The organism is Staphylococcus sp. FSL W8-0304, assembly GCF_038006565.1.
GTDB lineage: Bacteria > Bacillota > Bacilli > Staphylococcales > Staphylococcaceae > Staphylococcus > Staphylococcus epidermidis.
Map to the genome: position 1 here is coordinate 2,111,432 of NZ_JBBOVL010000001.1, position 14,782 is coordinate 2,126,213.

At 31.3% G+C, this 14,782-nt stretch carries 14 protein-coding genes, 1 pseudogene and 1 riboswitch; of the genes and pseudogenes, 6 read left to right on the plus strand and 9 right to left on the minus strand.

Annotation, left to right across the window (positions count from 1 at the left end):
* Nucleotides 1-8 precede the first annotated feature (8 nt).
* A complete protein-coding gene (locus NST35_RS10030; protein ID WP_192805692.1) occupies nt 9-1,898 on the minus strand; it encodes an ABC-F family ATP-binding cassette domain-containing protein in 1,890 nt (629 codons plus the stop codon).
* Between the two features lie 121 nt (nt 1,899-2,019).
* On the opposite strand from NST35_RS10030, the gene NST35_RS10035 reads away from it, so the two are divergent.
* On the plus strand, nt 2,020-2,835 hold the full coding sequence (locus NST35_RS10035; protein ID WP_001829605.1) for a ZIP family metal transporter: 816 nt from the start codon (nt 2,020-2,022) through the stop codon (nt 2,833-2,835).
* Nucleotides 2,836-3,540: 705 nt separating this feature from the next.
* Here the strand turns inward: NST35_RS10035 and NST35_RS12540 are convergent.
* The 8 genes and pseudogenes from NST35_RS12540 to NST35_RS10075 all read right to left on the minus strand — a co-directional run.
* A pseudogene (locus NST35_RS12540) lies at nt 3,541-3,837 on the minus strand (transposase); the annotation flags it as partial.
* Between the two features lie 295 nt (nt 3,838-4,132).
* Nucleotides 4,133-6,073, minus strand: coding sequence for a polyglycerol-phosphate lipoteichoic acid synthase LtaS (gene ltaS / locus NST35_RS10045; RefSeq protein WP_002457615.1), 1,941 nt, complete (start codon nt 6,071-6,073; stop codon nt 4,133-4,135).
* A 507-nt stretch (nt 6,074-6,580) separates the two neighbouring features.
* On the minus strand, nt 6,581-7,585 hold the full coding sequence (locus tag NST35_RS10050) for a 5-oxoprolinase subunit C family protein (RefSeq protein WP_002457617.1): 1,005 nt from the start codon (nt 7,583-7,585) through the stop codon (nt 6,581-6,583).
* On the minus strand, nt 7,573-8,304 hold the full coding sequence (locus NST35_RS10055) for a 5-oxoprolinase subunit B family protein (protein WP_002457618.1): 732 nt from the start codon (nt 8,302-8,304) through the stop codon (nt 7,573-7,575). The genes NST35_RS10050 and NST35_RS10055 overlap by 13 nt, the downstream gene beginning before the upstream one ends.
* Before the next feature lie 18 nt (nt 8,305-8,322).
* Nucleotides 8,323-8,529 carry a hypothetical protein gene (locus tag NST35_RS10060; RefSeq protein WP_001830353.1) on the minus strand — a complete coding sequence of 69 codons (207 nt, stop codon included), beginning with the start codon at nt 8,527-8,529 and terminating at the stop codon, nt 8,323-8,325.
* A 48-nt stretch (nt 8,530-8,577) separates the two neighbouring features.
* Entirely contained in the window at nt 8,578-9,186 is a 609-nt protein-coding gene (locus NST35_RS10065; RefSeq protein WP_002457619.1) for an aminotransferase class IV, read from the minus strand.
* Between the two features lies 1 nt (nt 9,187).
* Nucleotides 9,188-10,339: a chorismate-binding protein gene (locus NST35_RS10070; RefSeq protein WP_002457620.1), complete on the minus strand. Its 1,152-nt coding sequence runs from the start codon at nt 10,337-10,339 to the stop codon at nt 9,188-9,190.
* Nucleotides 10,329-10,916: an anthranilate synthase component II gene (locus NST35_RS10075; RefSeq protein ID WP_002457621.1), complete on the minus strand. Its 588-nt coding sequence runs from the start codon at nt 10,914-10,916 to the stop codon at nt 10,329-10,331. Before NST35_RS10075 ends, NST35_RS10070 begins: the two co-directional genes overlap by 11 nt.
* Nucleotides 10,917-11,034: 118 nt before the next feature.
* Nucleotides 11,035-11,081, plus strand: a riboswitch (PreQ1 riboswitch).
* Nucleotides 11,082-11,212: 131 nt separating this feature from the next.
* Between NST35_RS10075 and queC the strand changes: the two genes are divergently transcribed.
* The 5 genes from queC to NST35_RS10100 all read left to right on the plus strand — a co-directional run bounded on the left by queC (nt 11,213) and on the right by NST35_RS10100 (nt 14,760).
* Entirely contained in the window at nt 11,213-11,884 is a 672-nt protein-coding gene (gene queC, locus NST35_RS10080; protein WP_002457622.1) for a 7-cyano-7-deazaguanine synthase QueC, read from the plus strand.
* A gap of 4 nt (nt 11,885-11,888) precedes the next feature.
* Entirely contained in the window at nt 11,889-12,308 is a 420-nt protein-coding gene (gene queD, locus NST35_RS10085; RefSeq protein WP_002445902.1) for a 6-carboxytetrahydropterin synthase QueD, read from the plus strand.
* Nucleotides 12,309-13,022: a 7-carboxy-7-deazaguanine synthase QueE gene (queE, locus tag NST35_RS10090; protein WP_002457623.1), complete on the plus strand. Its 714-nt coding sequence runs from the start codon at nt 12,309-12,311 to the stop codon at nt 13,020-13,022.
* Nucleotides 13,023-13,121: 99 nt separating this feature from the next.
* Nucleotides 13,122-13,721, plus strand: coding sequence for a hypothetical protein (locus NST35_RS10095; protein WP_002445900.1), 600 nt, complete (start codon nt 13,122-13,124; stop codon nt 13,719-13,721).
* Nucleotides 13,722-14,322: 601 nt separating this feature from the next.
* Complete coding sequence (locus NST35_RS10100; protein WP_002457624.1) at nt 14,323-14,760, plus strand: DM13 domain-containing protein; 438 nt, start codon at nt 14,323-14,325, stop codon at nt 14,758-14,760.
* Nucleotides 14,761-14,782 lie beyond the last annotated feature (22 nt).

The window sequence follows — 14,782 nt, forward strand, 5'->3', positions numbered from 1 at the left end:
CATTCCCCTTATTGTTCTTTAATTTCTTCAAGCTCACTCCATCTCGTGATGTCTGCTTCATAAGTTGCTTCAAGTTGCTCTTTTTCCTCATTAAGTTCTTTGATTCTTGCATAATTATCACTTGCATTTATCATTTCTTGTTCAAGCTCTTCTAAACGCGTTTCAGTCATTTCTATACGCGTCATAATTGTTTCGTATTCTAACTTCTCTTTATAGGAAAGTCCTGTTTTCTTTTTTGGTTGATGCTTATATTTATTTTGTTGTTCAGTTTGTTTAGATAACATGGCTTGGCGTTCATGTTCCTTTTTAAAAGATTCATAATCTTCAAATGATCCAATAATTTTTTCGATTTTACCATCATGAATAAACCAATATTCTTGTACCACTTTATTTAAGAAATAACGATCATGACTGACCGTAATGACAGAACCACCAAAATCATCAATGTAATCTTCTAAAATCGTAAGTGTTTCAGTATCTAAATCATTAGTCGGTTCATCTAAAAGGAGTACATTAGGTTTATGAACAAGTAAACGCAATAAATACAGGCGCTTTTGTTCTCCACCTGAAAGTTTATAAACTTTTTTACCGTGTGTAACGCTCGGAAATAAAAATCTTTCTAACAATTGTGTAACTGAAATTGAGGTACCATCTTTTTCTTTAGCCATTTCACTTTCTTCTCTTAGATAGTCAATCACTCTAATATCACGTTCAAGTGTCTCTTCGGTTTGCTTAAAATAAGCAACCTTAACAGTCTGACCGATTTTGAGCTCACCCTCATAGTCCTGATCTTCATTACTTAAAATATTAAGTAATGTTGTTTTCCCCGCTCCATTAGGTCCTACAATACCTATACGTCTATCACTTTGAATAATTTCAGTGACACCTTCAAATAAAACTTTATTATTAATTGATTTTGATAAATTCTTTAACTCATATACTTGTTTACCTAACCTTGAATATGCAAGATTAAGTTCACCCTTATCTTGTGTATGTTGCGTCTTAACATCTGATTCCAGTTGATTAAATCTATTGATACGTGCCTGTTGTTTAGTAGTTCTTGCCTTTGCTCCTGCTCGCATCCATGCTAGCTCTTGTTTATACAATGCTTTTTGTTTTTCTTGTTGCTTTTGTTCTACTAATTCATTTTCTGCACGCATTACTATGTAATCTTCATAATTACCTGGATATGTTTTTAACTTCCCTCTATCCAGTTCAATAATTCGCGTCGATACTTCATTTAAAAAGTAGCGATCATGTGTTACAAATAAAACTGTATGCGGATATTGCTTAACATAATTAATAAGCCAACGGATGGATTCAAAGTCAAGATGGTTCGTCGGTTCATCTAGCAAAAGTAAATCCGGTTGCTCTATTAGAGTTTTAGCCAATACAACTCTTTTTTGTTGACCACCCGAAAGTTCAACTATTTTCTTAGTTGTATCGTGAATCCCTAGTTTAGATAAAATCGTTTTAATTTCTGCATTATAATCCCATGCATCCTTTTGATCCATTTCTTCTTGTGCTTCCATCATTTTATTAAAATTAGAGTCACTTTGATCTAACGCATAGCGATTAACCGCTTCTTCATATTTTTTTATAATTCTTAATGTAGGGGTATCCGAACTTAAAACAGCTTCGAACACAGTCATATGACCATTGAGGTCTTGTTTTTGAGAGGAATAACGAATGCGATATTGATTAGGGTGGGTAATATCTGCAGTAAAATCTTCGTCTAGACCACCAATGACTTTTAATAGTGTACTTTTACCTGTTCCATTAATACCTACTAATCCAATTCTTTCATGCTCAGATATAGATAGGTTAAGATCATTAAAAATTTCTTTATCTGCATAGGATTTATTTAAATGTTCAATTTTGTATGCTTCCATGCTTATCTTCCTTTTCAAATACTGGAAATTGTCAACTATCGAATTTTCAAAAAAATTTTGTTAAGCTAAATTCAGTTCTATATATTATACACCTTTTTAGATTCAAAAGATATAAGGAGACTTAGATATGTCAGATTTATTCCAAAACGCACCACCCTACATTCAGGCGCTTATAGCCGGAATAATCACGTGGTTACTAACTGCTTTGGGTGCGGCAGCAGTTTTTATATTTAAGAAAGTGAATGATAAAGTCTTAAATTCGATGCAAGGTTTTGCAGCTGGAATCATGATAGCAGCAAGTTTTTGGTCATTATTACAACCCGCAATTGAATCAAGTGAAAATAGCGCTATGCCATGGCTTCCTGCAGCAATAGGTTTTATTCTCGGTGGCGTTTTTATCAGGGTTCTAGATTATATTATTCCCCATATTCACCAAAATGCCCAAGATAAAAACCAACAACAAGAGGGTGTGCCTACCTCTCTTGGAAAAAATGCACTACTTGTGTTAGCTATCACACTTCACAACATACCTGAAGGACTATCTATCGGAGTTGCATTCGGTGGTGTTGTATCTGGTAACAGTCACGCTACATTTTTAGGTGCGATTGGTCTAGCGATAGGTATCGGCATACAGAATATTCCTGAAGGTGCAGCACTATCGATGCCAATCCGTGCCGCAGGTGCAACACGTTGGAAAGCATTTAATTATGGACAAGCTTCAGCAATTGTTGAGCCTATTTTCGCTACTATCGGTGCTGCGGCAATTTTAGTGGTAAATCCTATATTGCCTTATGCACTGGCGTTTGCTGCAGGTGCAATGATTTTCGTTGTTGTTGAAGAACTGATACCTGATTCTCAATCAAGTAACAACACTGATTTGGCAACTTTAAGTCTAATGATTGGTTTTACAATTATGATGATTCTAGACGTTGCACTTGGATAATTCATATCATTAAAAAAAGAATCATAATAGATTAATCAACTATATTGTTTTAGTTTATATTTAGCCTTATAACCCAATCATTTATAATCGGAGAACTTCATTGTCCTTAACATTAATCATAATAAAAATTTGAGATTTTGTTTTATAGTTAATAAAACAAATGACTTCAATTAATTCCAATATAAATAAAACATACTTATAAAGTTATATGTTGATATTAATGTTTTTTTCTGAAAAAGGTGTGTCATTGAAAGTTTCAAAGTTACTTTATTTGTACAAAAATATATTAAATACAGAAGTCACTCTTAAAGATATTCTAATTTCAAAATGATTAGTAAAGACATTAACATAAAAATAAGAGCCTGGAACATAAAGTTCTAGGATAAGTAAATAAAGACAATTTCTATTGAATTAATATAGAAATTGTCTTTTTTATAATTTTTTTGATTATTTTCAGCTCGTTGAACTGTTACTTTTATTATATTAAGTGTCATCAGCACAAATCCTAGTTCTCTTTTGACTTTATTTCTCCTTCAAACGGACATACAAGTGGAACCCAAAATAAGCTTCATAAATACAAAAACAAGCTCTACATCAATTTTTCTTTGACTGTAGATGTTTTTTGGTTCTGAAAGCTTTTTATTAATTTGGCCTTTAAAATATTACCAACTATAATTCTTCATTATTTTTTTATTTGTTTTTGCATCGATTAATCGTTTTAAAAGAAAACTTTTGATTTTGTGATAGCCACATCATTCGGATGCTAACATTGAGTAAATTTTCTATCTTACGTCCTGAAAACACAAATTTTGTGTAGGCATATAACACTATTTTCAACATCATATTGAGATGATATAATGTTGCACCTCGATGATGTCTGAATTCAGTATCGGGAATTATTTCAACAATATCATTCACATATTGTAACATATCATGTGTGGGGATAAGTACTGAAGTTTCCTTTAGTAAAGTAAGTTGAGTCATATTATAATCTTTATACATAAGGCACCTCGTTAATTTCGTTTAGTGGTATTTGTTAAATTATACGAAAGGGCCTTATTTTTGAAAGTATTTCATTGTTAAATTACATATAAATACAAAGTATTTTGGCGAAACTCTTGAGAGAATAGGACAAGCTAAAGAATACAGGATGAAGCTATCCCCTAAGAAAGCCAGCCAACAATACGAAGTATTGTAAATAAAGAAGCCAGTAAATGAATTTATAAAAACTCATTTACTGGCTATTTTGCTAGGAATTATGTCCCAACCTCTTAACAATTTCAACTCACTGAAAAAACTATTTTTTTTCGTTCCCTTTTGGACCTGATTTATATTCATATTTACCAGGATTTACTTTTTTAAAGTCAGGATTTTTGTAGAATCTGAACAAGTCACCATTTAACACGCTGTCACTCATTTCAAGATCTTTCTCAACTTGTTTTTTATTTTTATCGAAGTCTTTAGGTTTTTCAGTAAGCAATTCATTATCTTTATTTGAGTAAATTTTACCATTCACATACTTATAATCTTCAGTGATAAAATCACCATTTCTAAACGGTACTACGTTATTGTGTTGTTTAGAGAGCATGTCAGAGCCAAACATTAGGTAATTCTTGCTATCAATACCAACAAGATGCAGTAATGTAGGCATTACATCCATTTGTCCAGCATACTCTTTATTTACGCCCCCTGATTTACCTGGAACTTTTAACCAGAAACCAGTGCGGTTTAAATCTGTAAATTTAGCTGGTGTAATCTTCTCACCTAATAATTTTTCCATAGCATTATTATGATTTTCTGAAATACCATAATGGTCTCCATAAATCATAATGACTGAATTATCATATAGACCTTTTTTCTTAAGATCAGTAATATATTCCTCTAAAGCTTGGTCGAGATAGTGTGCCGTTTGTATATAACCGTCTACTGTTGAGTCACCAGTATTAGGTTTATCAATAGAAGCATCCTCTTCATCTAATGTGAAAGGATAGTGGTTAGTTAAAGTAATTAAGTGTGAATAAAATGGCTTTTTCATTTTAGATTGATAATCTGCTGATGCTTTAAAGAATGGTTTATCTTTTAAACCAAGATTAACAATATTGTCGTCAGACATGTCATAGTAAGTAGCATCATAGAAATTGTCAATACCGAAATGTTTATAAACTTGATCTCGATTCCAAAATGTTTTGTAGTCACCATGCATTACATTAGATGTATAACCTTGCTTTTGATCTAGTATAGCAGGTAATGATTGATACGTATTATCTCCCTTCAGTGAATAGGCTGATCCTTGTGGCAAGCCATATAAACTGTTGTCCATTGTAAACTCTGAGTCAGATGTTTTACCTTGCCCTGTTTGATGGAAAAAGTTTGGGAAATACGTAAAATCTTGGTTACCACTAGATAATTTATTTAAAAACGGTGTAACCTCTTTACCATTTACCTTTTTATTGATTAAGAAAGTCTGGAAACTTTCAAGGTGAATTTTAATTATATTTTTCTTTTTCGCTGCACCGTAATATTCAGGATTTGGTTCAGTACGTTTCTGCTTAGTGTAATTCAGCACTTTAGTTAAGTCGTCTTCAGAAGCTAGTGCTTTTTGCTGATTATTTTCGATTGTTTTTACACCGTCATAAACAGTGAAGTTATATGGTCCTAAGTATTTCACAAGATATTTATGATCAAAAGTTCTTGTTAATAATTCGGGACGGTCTGTTTCTGCAAACGCTAAATTTAAGAAAAATAATGCTACTGACGTAGCCATTACAACGGGTACAAATTTTTTACTGAATGCTCTATTATCTAACCATTTACGTTTAAATATTAAAATGGCAAGGTAGATAATAGTGTCAATGAAATAGACAAAGTCATACCATTTGAAAGAAGCACTTACTGCACCACCCATTGATTCAACGTTGCCTGCTTGGTTTAGTGTACTAAAAGTTAAGAAATCTGAGAAAAATCTGAAGTACACAACGTTTGCGTAAAGTAGAAACGTAAGTAAAAATCCTCCAATAAAGATGAACCAAAATGCCTTCTTACCTTTAAAAAATAGGAAAACACTTAGTACAAGTGCAATCAAACTATAAGGATTCATAAGCAATATTAAGTTTTGTACTAAACCCTTGACACCTAAAGAAAAGTCAACATAATATGAAAAATATGTCTTCAAAGTAATGGTGAATACCGTTAATAAGAAGAACGCAAAAATTCCTATTTTCTTCTTGGGTAAACTCATGTTTGTTTCCTCCGTTTTTAGTAATGAATCATTTTTACGTTAAATGATTCACTTTACCTTCAGTTAATTCAAATTATAACTATCTTTTAAATTACTTTATATTCATTTGATCAAATCGATTATTTCTATTTATAAATTTAAAAATTTGATATAAATCGTAAATGCGAATACGTCATTGTTTAGACTATGTAGTTGTTAACTTTTTATTAAGATTTTTAAATGTTTGTAATCTTATTGTAATAAAAATACATAGTTCAATTTATAAATATATAGTATTATGTCTTAAATATCAAGTAAAAGCACGCTATACAGGTAAATTGTCAACATAAAAGTGCTATTAAAATTTTAAATAATTGAGTTCTTTTACATATATAATGATTCATTATAAACTCAGTATTTCTTATGTTCATCAGTCTCCAGGACGATTCAATTTAAGTTCCAAATCTGATGTACGTGCACAAGACTACTTCTTTTTTATTTATGGGAAAACAATTCCATAGTTATACGTCACTTTAACATTTCTAATTGCATACGATGTTCAATACCATGGAACAATTGATTTAACCAATTGCTATACTTTATTAAGTTTTTTTCTGCAGTTTCGATATCTATAAATTGAAATTTCAATTTTGAGCCTTGTGGTTTTTGTGCTAATTTTGTTAGATGATAGCTTGCGATTGTACCTATTTGAGGATAACTTCCTAATGTATAATGATCGTTTAATAATACAATCGGTGTGCCATCTCTCTTAACTTGAATGGTTCCTCTTTTTACTGATTGATGAGCCGGCATATCATCATAGTATGCTTTGATTTGGGGTCCATCAAGCACCATACCTACTCTATTTGTTTTACTGGACACACTATATTCAGCCATTGTAAAACGACGCGTCGCCTCTTTTTTAAAATCTTCCGTTCCCTTATTTCTAATAACATGAAAAACATCCGAAACATAATTAAAAGACAATGCGTAACCATCAATTCCCCAATCAGTTGTACGTTTGTCAGATAAGTTTTCAAATAGCTTAAGATGTCGTTGAGAATAATGGTGTTTTAATTCTATTTCATCACCTTTCTTAAGCTTTCTCCCCTCAAAACCACCAATCTCCACATTAAAATCTGTAGATGCTGAATGAAGCCATTTTTCTAGTTTAAAACCGCCACCAACTGCTAGATAAACGCGTGATGTTCGGCTGGTTTCATTAAATTTCAATGTCTCACCTTCATTGATGAGATATAATTTATTAGGATAAATTTTCATATGTTCAGTTTCAGCTTTAAAATTTCCACCTGTTAAAGCTATTAGTGCCGGCTCAGTGAAGCGAATTGTTGCCATTTTTTGAGTCATTTCAAGTGTTGCTTCATTCTTGTCATTTGCAACCAGACGGTTGGCTATTTCATGTGCTAATTCATCTAGTGCACCACTCGGGATGACACCTTCATGTTCATATCCCTTTCTGCCAAAATCTTGAAAGCTACTAAATAGACCACTATTTTCAATTATGATTGACATATTTTATAATCTCCTAGCTCTATTTCATTGATACCTTTAGACTCAAATGTGACATTGTCTCCTAGCTTTAATAATGTAAAGTTTTGTTGCTCAGGAAAGAAAAGTTGAACTGGTGTATATCCTATAACTAACCAATCATTATATGTATCAGTAGTCACTATTCCACATTTTTCCCCTTCAATAATAACTGATCCACAAGGGATGAATTTTTTCTTTTTACTTGTGTGGTTCACATGTAATTTTTTATTCATTCCGGTAAGATACGGAAATCCTGGTGAATACCCCATCATTGATACAAAATATTTTTCTTGAGTGTGTAATTTTACAAAATCCTCTAATTTGAGTTTAAGATGCTTTAACAAATGTTGTAAATCAGGCCCAAATTCTCCGCCATATATAACTGGAATATTAACAGATTGTTGTTTTTGAATATATTTCGCTTGAAGTTGTTGCCGATGATGTCTAATTTCTAATTTTATAGAATCAATTAAAGCTTTCATATATAAAAATGGTGACTGAATATGGTGATGTTTAATCATATCTCTTGCGTCATAGCAAATCATTAGGTCAGATTCTGTAGCTACAATTTCAGTAATAAATGGATACGATTTATCAATTAAATATGCTCTCAATGAAAGTAAATCTTCTGTCAGTCTTTGAGATACATTTTTCTCTATTGAAACAACAATGGCTTGGTCGCCTTGACTATATATTTTCATAATATCACCTCGTCAAAATTAATGATGATAAAACACATTCATCAATTTAATAATATGTGGCATTATAGATTGCATAAGCAAATAAACCAACACAAACGCACAAAATGTAGTTATAGTAGCTATTAACTTAGCAATAAGCACTTGATTGTTTTTAATGGCTTGGTTTGACATCTTTTTACCTAATACAGTAAGAAGTATTAATATAGCTAACCATAATAATGTCATAGGCTACCTCATTATTTTTTATCATTAAAATTCTTTTTCATAAATATATTATACATATACTTTAACACCGACAACCTCTCTTAAGCTATTGATTAAATAGACGTTGATTTGACTCGATTTGATTTTTTCTATAAATTCTTCGATATAAAAATCTTTTTCTATAACTTTCCCTTGATCTATAAGAGATTGTCTCATACAGCCGGGGAGCATGTCTTCTTTATATGTTGGTGTATACAATTTATCTCTTTCTTGTATCATTACGTTGCCAATGTCAAACTCTAAAATTTTACCTTCTTCATCATAGATCAGTATTAAATCTGTGAAATGATTATGTGTTAAATAATCACGTTCTGTTGTTTTATTAGTTATGATTACTTTATCAATATTCTTTTTTTGTTGAACTAGTCGTGCGGTAAAAAAAGGTTTATCGGCTATCGGAAATAACTCATAGTTGAGTTCCCCTTCTTTGTTTAACGTCACCTTCAAACGATATACGCCTTTTGAATGCAAGGTTTTTATATTATGAATAAACTGCTTCCAAAATAGATGATCAAATTGAAATCCTAGATGCTCACTAGAAGTTGAAATACGTTGATAATGGTAATCAAGCCGAGGAATGAATCCCCTATCCAATTTCATTGTTTCAAATAACTGCATATTATAACCGCTCCAAAATTTTAGTTTTATCGTGAAATTCTTGAACTTCATTTTCAGGTATTGAATCAATTGTTATACCAGCACCCACCCCATAAACCGCTTCTTCATGATTATACTCAATTGTCCGTATAGGTATATTAAATATCATCCTTTGGTTTGGAAGTAATAAGCCAATTGTTCCACAGTAAATGGATCTTGGCATGTCCTCCAACTGAGCTATATATTGCATTGTATTTATTTTTGGTGCACCTGTAATAGAACCACAAGGAAAGAGCGCTCGCATCATATCTATTAATTGAATGTCATCTTGTAATTGGCCACAAACTGTACTGGTCATTTGGAAAACTGTGTCATATTTCTCAATCGAAAACAGTTCAGGTACATCTATAGTTCCACTTTGAGCAATTCTTGTAATATCGTTACGTAATAAGTCTACAATCATCACATTCTCTGCCATATCTTTAGAGGAAGTTTTTAAATTATTATAATATAGCTCATCTTCTTTAATATTTTTTCCTCTAGGCATGGTTCCTTTCATCGGCTTGCTAACAATCATATTTGATTTACCTTTATAGTCACCTTTTTGAAAGAAAAGTTCAGGCGATATTGATGCTACTTTTATATCAGGTGTGTCCATTAAAACGGTATAATTACCATTTTGTGACATAGTAAGTTGATGATATAAGTGACTTATAGGACAGAAAATTTCTGCTTTTAAGCGCGTTGTGTAATTCACCTGATACGTTGCCCCTTCGATGATGGCTTTATGAATCGATTTAACCTTGTTAATCATCGCTTTATCACTTTCACAAAAATAAAATCCTTCAGTTTTTATATGATTTTTAGTAGACATTACTTTTTTTATATTTTTTATCGAATTGACCGATTTAAATGAATAAGCCGCAGCAAAAATATGGGATTGTTCCACGATATTGACCACCATTTCCTTATTAAAAAAAGGTGCTGCTTCATAAGTAACATAAAGTGCAACATAACTTCCGTTACGTTGTTCTTGTTCTGCAAAGTGAATGACATCCCCTACTTCATCAAGACGATATGCAATTTTAAAATCTTGAGCATTATCCATTTCTAATTGATAGTCTTCATAGTCCTTTTCATTCTCATAATAGCGATACTTAAATTCAATGTGCATATTTAACCCCTACCTCGGTTAAGAATAAATTTAATTGTTCGTGACCATATTCACTTAGTATTGATTCAGGATGATACTGTAAGCCATAAATAGGATACTTACGATGTGCAACAGCCATAATAACATTCTCGCGGTTCAGCGCTGTGACTTTTAATACGCTAGATATTGTAGAAGGGTCAGCCATAAGTGAATGGTATCTCATTACGTTAAAATATGATGGTAGACCTTTAAAAATACCCTCATTGCTATGGCTTATCTTGGTAATATGTCCATGAACAGGTTTATCATTATGGATAATGTTTCCTCCAAAGTATTCAATGATTAATTGAAAACCTAAACAGACACCCAAAATGGGAACGTGACGGTGAAATATTTCTAATACTGATGATAGTATTGGATAATCACTTGGTTTCCCAGGTCCAGGTGAAATGACAATCGCTCTCGGATTCAATTCATCGAGATGCTGTATCATCAAATCATTTACAGAAATGATTTTCACTTCTTCAGTAGTTTGTACCTTAATATAATCTATTAAGTTATATGTAAAAGAATCTTGATTATCTATCATTAAAATCATATTCATACCTCAATTATCGATAAAGATTGTTAATTATTATAGTTCTTACCCTCTATTATCACAGAACAGGACTTGATTTTATATAGCATTTCGTTTATTCTATGTTCCGTACAAAATAATAACAGAGGTTCCTAGCCGAAACCCTCTATAAAAAACTAGACATGAAAATTTCAATAATGAATTTCTTCATATTATAACGTTAAGACTATATATGTCTTTAATATTTCTGTCTATCTTTTTTATAGAGATAGACTTTTTTTTATGCAAAATTATCAAAATGATGAGGAGTCATATCAATGTCGCAAAATGACTTAAATAAAGAAAAAGCACTTGTCGTATTTAGTGGTGGTCAAGATAGTACGACATGTTTATTTTACGCTAAAAAACATTTTAAAGAAGTAGAACTCGTTACATTTAATTATGGACAACGACATGATACAGAAATTGAAGTTGCAAAAAAAATTGCAAAAGAGCAAAACTTGAAACATCATATTTTAGACATGTCATTACTATCTCAACTTACTCCCAATGCACTTACTCAACATGAGTTACAAATTGAAGATAATGATGATGGTATTCCTAATACTTTCGTACCAGCTAGAAATCTATTGTTTTTATCTTTTGCTGGCGCGTTGGCCTATCAAATTCATGCTAAACATATTATTACTGGTGTTTGTGAAACAGATTTTTCAGGTTATCCAGATTGTAGAGATAACTTTATCAAATCTATGAATGTAACTTTAAGTCTTTCAATGGATAAAGACTTTGTCATTCATACGCCATTAATGTGGTTAGACAAAGCACAGACATGGGCACTGAGCGATAAGCTAGGTGTGTTAGATTATATTCGCCACAACACATTAACATGTTATAACGGTATCATTGGTGATGGCTGTGGTGAATGTCCAGCATGTCACTTAAGAGCTAGAGGTTTAAAACATTATCTTGAACATAAAGGAGAAGAATAAGAAAATGCAACAAATTTATCCAAGTGTCACTCACCCATATCAATTCGAACTTAACAAAGATTTTAACTTTTCTGCTGCACATTATATTCCCTTTGAAGAAGCAGGAAAATGTATTCGTACACATGGTCATACATATTACGTCAACTTAACAATTGCTGGTAATACACTAGATAAATGTGGATTTTTAGTTAATTTTAGAGATTTAAAAAAGCTAGTTCACGAACAATTTGACCATTATTTGCTTAATGACTTGCCTGCTTTTAAGGATAAAAGTCCCTCAACAGAAATTGTCGCACAAACGATTTACCACATTGTTCAAAAAGAGTTAAATCAAAGAGAGAATCAACCGAAATGTGTTCAAGTTTATCTTAGAGAAACACCTTCAAGTTACGTAGTTTATAGACCAAAGGAAGATCAAGTGTAAATGGCTAAAATACCCGTTTTAGAAATTTTCGGACCAACAATTCAAGGTGAAGGTCGTGTAATAGGAAGAAAAACAATGTTTGTACGAACAGCTGGTTGTGATTATAGATGTAGCTGGTGTGATTCTGCATTTACTTGGGACGGTAGTGCTAAAGAAGATATCAAATTAATGACTGCTGAAGAAATTTATGAAGCGTTACTTGAAATAGGTGGTCATCGATTTAATCACGTGACTATATCTGGAGGTAACCCTGCTTTAATCAAAGGTATACAGGAATTAGTAGATTTATTTGAAGAGAAACATATTTATACAGCTTTAGAGACACAAGGTAGTCGTTTCCAATCATGGATGACACAAATTGACGATTTAACAATTAGTCCAAAACCCCCTAGTTCGGGAATGAAAACTAATCTAGAAGTATTAGATTCTGTTATAAATCAATGTACATTTCATTCACTTAATTTGAAAGTGGTGATTTTTGACGATGCAGACTATGATTTTGCAAAATTAATTCATCATCGTTATCCTAACATCCCATTCTATCTACAGGTAGGCAATCCTTATCTTGATGATAACGTTGACCAACATACAGATAAATTACTTGAAAGATATGAGAAATTAGTGGATCGTGTAATGCAAAGTAGTGATATGAATCATGTCTATGTACTACCACAATTACATACATTATTATGGAGTAATAAAAAAGGCGTCTAATATTGAAAATACGTTAAATATTTCTGAGTGTTATGAAATGATTAAGTTAATGTTAATTGGTATAATGAAGAGATGAAGAATTACGAATAGGAGTTCAACATGATTATATATATATTAATTAACATCGCCATCGTCTTGCTAATTCTTGGCATCGATTTATACCGACATCGTTTCAGACAGCTTAAGTTTAGCTCCATATTATTATCTATTTTAATCAATAGTGTGATTGATATTTTTGCGATTAATCAATTCAATTTTATTACGATGTTTACCGTCACGCTCTTTATGATATGGACACTTTTACAAATATATTTAAATTTCAAGCTATATCCTTTTGTAATTTCTGACCAAAAGTTTATTGCTATAATACTAGCTATTGTTATAAGCTTATTGCAATTTATTACAGATAAATCGAGCACACAATCGGTGTATATGTCCATCCCATATTTATCACCCACGATATTTATAATAGGCGCGATTTTACTTTTTGTAGGTACTTTCAAAATAGACGAAGTTGAACGTCTTTCACTATTTCGTAAAATTAAAAGACCAATGACAACAGGTACAATTATTATTATCCTATCTCTCATATCAACGATGATTTTAACGCCCTTTTGGTATGTCTTTTTAATCATTTATAGCTTACTCATTGGTTTTATATTATGGCAAGGTGTTTTCTTCATAAAAAATAAAAAATAATTATCCTTGCTACAGTTAAAATAATGCTTTCACATTAAAATACGATACATCATCCAAACTTTACATTGATTTATAAGATAGCACTATGAAATTACTTTTCAACAAAAGGTAATTTCATAGTGTTTTTTATTTGTAGACAATATATAAAGTGAAACATCTTTTGAGCTTAGGTCATAAGTGATTGGATTAGGCATATTTTTTAGACAGTCTAATACATAATTGAGAATATCTTTATAGCAATTTGTAATTTAAACACTTGATTCAATAAGAAAATGTCACTGAGAAATTTCACTTGTTATATAAGTTGTGTCGAACTCATATTAGGAAAAAGAATTCAAAATGAATACCCTCGTCCTCCAACTGTTAATTCATATTAATTTTCAATATTGACACCTTTTCTTCATTTTATCTCTTTTATTTATTTCATTTTTTATTTATCAAGCCTATTACATTCTAATAAAACTCTTTCATTTTTATAATTATAAATAAAAATCATTTTGATTTAATTCTTTTTTAAATGTAGTTAAGAAACAGTTAATGGTTATGTTCACGTATTCCGATTAAACTATTCTTAAATAAAAACAGAAAAGAGGAATACATTATGAATACAAAATATTTATTAGCAGTCGGAGCAATTGTTACATCACTTACGTTAGGCGCGTGTGGAAATTCTAACTCAGAAAGCGATCACGCTAATCACCAAGATAAACAACAAGAAGAAAGTAATGTAAAAACAGACACAACGAAAAAATTATCTGGTAATTTTGAATCTAAAAACGGAGAAAAAGTAGAAGGTAAAGCTAAAATTGAAAATGGCAAACTTATGTTAGAGAATTACAAATCTTCAAAAGGTCCAGACCTGTATGTTTACCTAACTAAAAACGGAGATATTAAATCCGGTAAAAAGATTTCAACAGTAGACTACAATAAATCCAAACAAACTTTTGACTTAAAAAATGTAGATTTAGAAAAATACAATGAAGTAACAATCTATTGCGAAAAAGCACATGTCATTTTTGGTGGCGCTAAATTAAAATAATTTAGCTATTAAATGTAGACGT

Excerpts from the sequence above, each read along its gene's own strand:
- NST35_RS10035 (WP_001829605.1), top strand. The coding sequence starts at position 2,020 with ATGTCAGATTTATTCCAAAACGCACCACCCTACATTCAGGCGCTTATA.
- ltaS (WP_002457615.1), bottom strand. The coding sequence starts at position 6,073 with ATGAGTTTACCCAAGAAGAAAATAGGAATTTTTGCGTTCTTCTTATTA.
- NST35_RS10050 (WP_002457617.1), bottom strand. The coding sequence starts at position 7,585 with ATGTCAATCATAATTGAAAATAGTGGTCTATTTAGTAGCTTTCAAGAT.
- NST35_RS10055 (WP_002457618.1), bottom strand. The coding sequence starts at position 8,304 with ATGAAAATATATAGTCAAGGCGACCAAGCCATTGTTGTTTCAATAGAG.
- NST35_RS10060 (WP_001830353.1), bottom strand. The coding sequence starts at position 8,529 with ATGACATTATTATGGTTAGCTATATTAATACTTCTTACTGTATTAGGT.
- NST35_RS10065 (WP_002457619.1), bottom strand. The coding sequence starts at position 9,186 with ATGCAGTTATTTGAAACAATGAAATTGGATAGGGGATTCATTCCTCGG.
- NST35_RS10070 (WP_002457620.1), bottom strand. The coding sequence starts at position 10,339 with ATGCACATTGAATTTAAGTATCGCTATTATGAGAATGAAAAGGACTAT.
- NST35_RS10075 (WP_002457621.1), bottom strand. The coding sequence starts at position 10,916 with ATGATTTTAATGATAGATAATCAAGATTCTTTTACATATAACTTAATA.
- queC (WP_002457622.1), top strand. The coding sequence starts at position 11,213 with ATGTCGCAAAATGACTTAAATAAAGAAAAAGCACTTGTCGTATTTAGT.
- queD (WP_002445902.1), top strand. The coding sequence starts at position 11,889 with ATGCAACAAATTTATCCAAGTGTCACTCACCCATATCAATTCGAACTT.
- queE (WP_002457623.1), top strand. The coding sequence starts at position 12,309 with ATGGCTAAAATACCCGTTTTAGAAATTTTCGGACCAACAATTCAAGGT.
- NST35_RS10095 (WP_002445900.1), top strand. The coding sequence starts at position 13,122 with ATGATTATATATATATTAATTAACATCGCCATCGTCTTGCTAATTCTT.
- NST35_RS10100 (WP_002457624.1), top strand. The coding sequence starts at position 14,323 with ATGAATACAAAATATTTATTAGCAGTCGGAGCAATTGTTACATCACTT.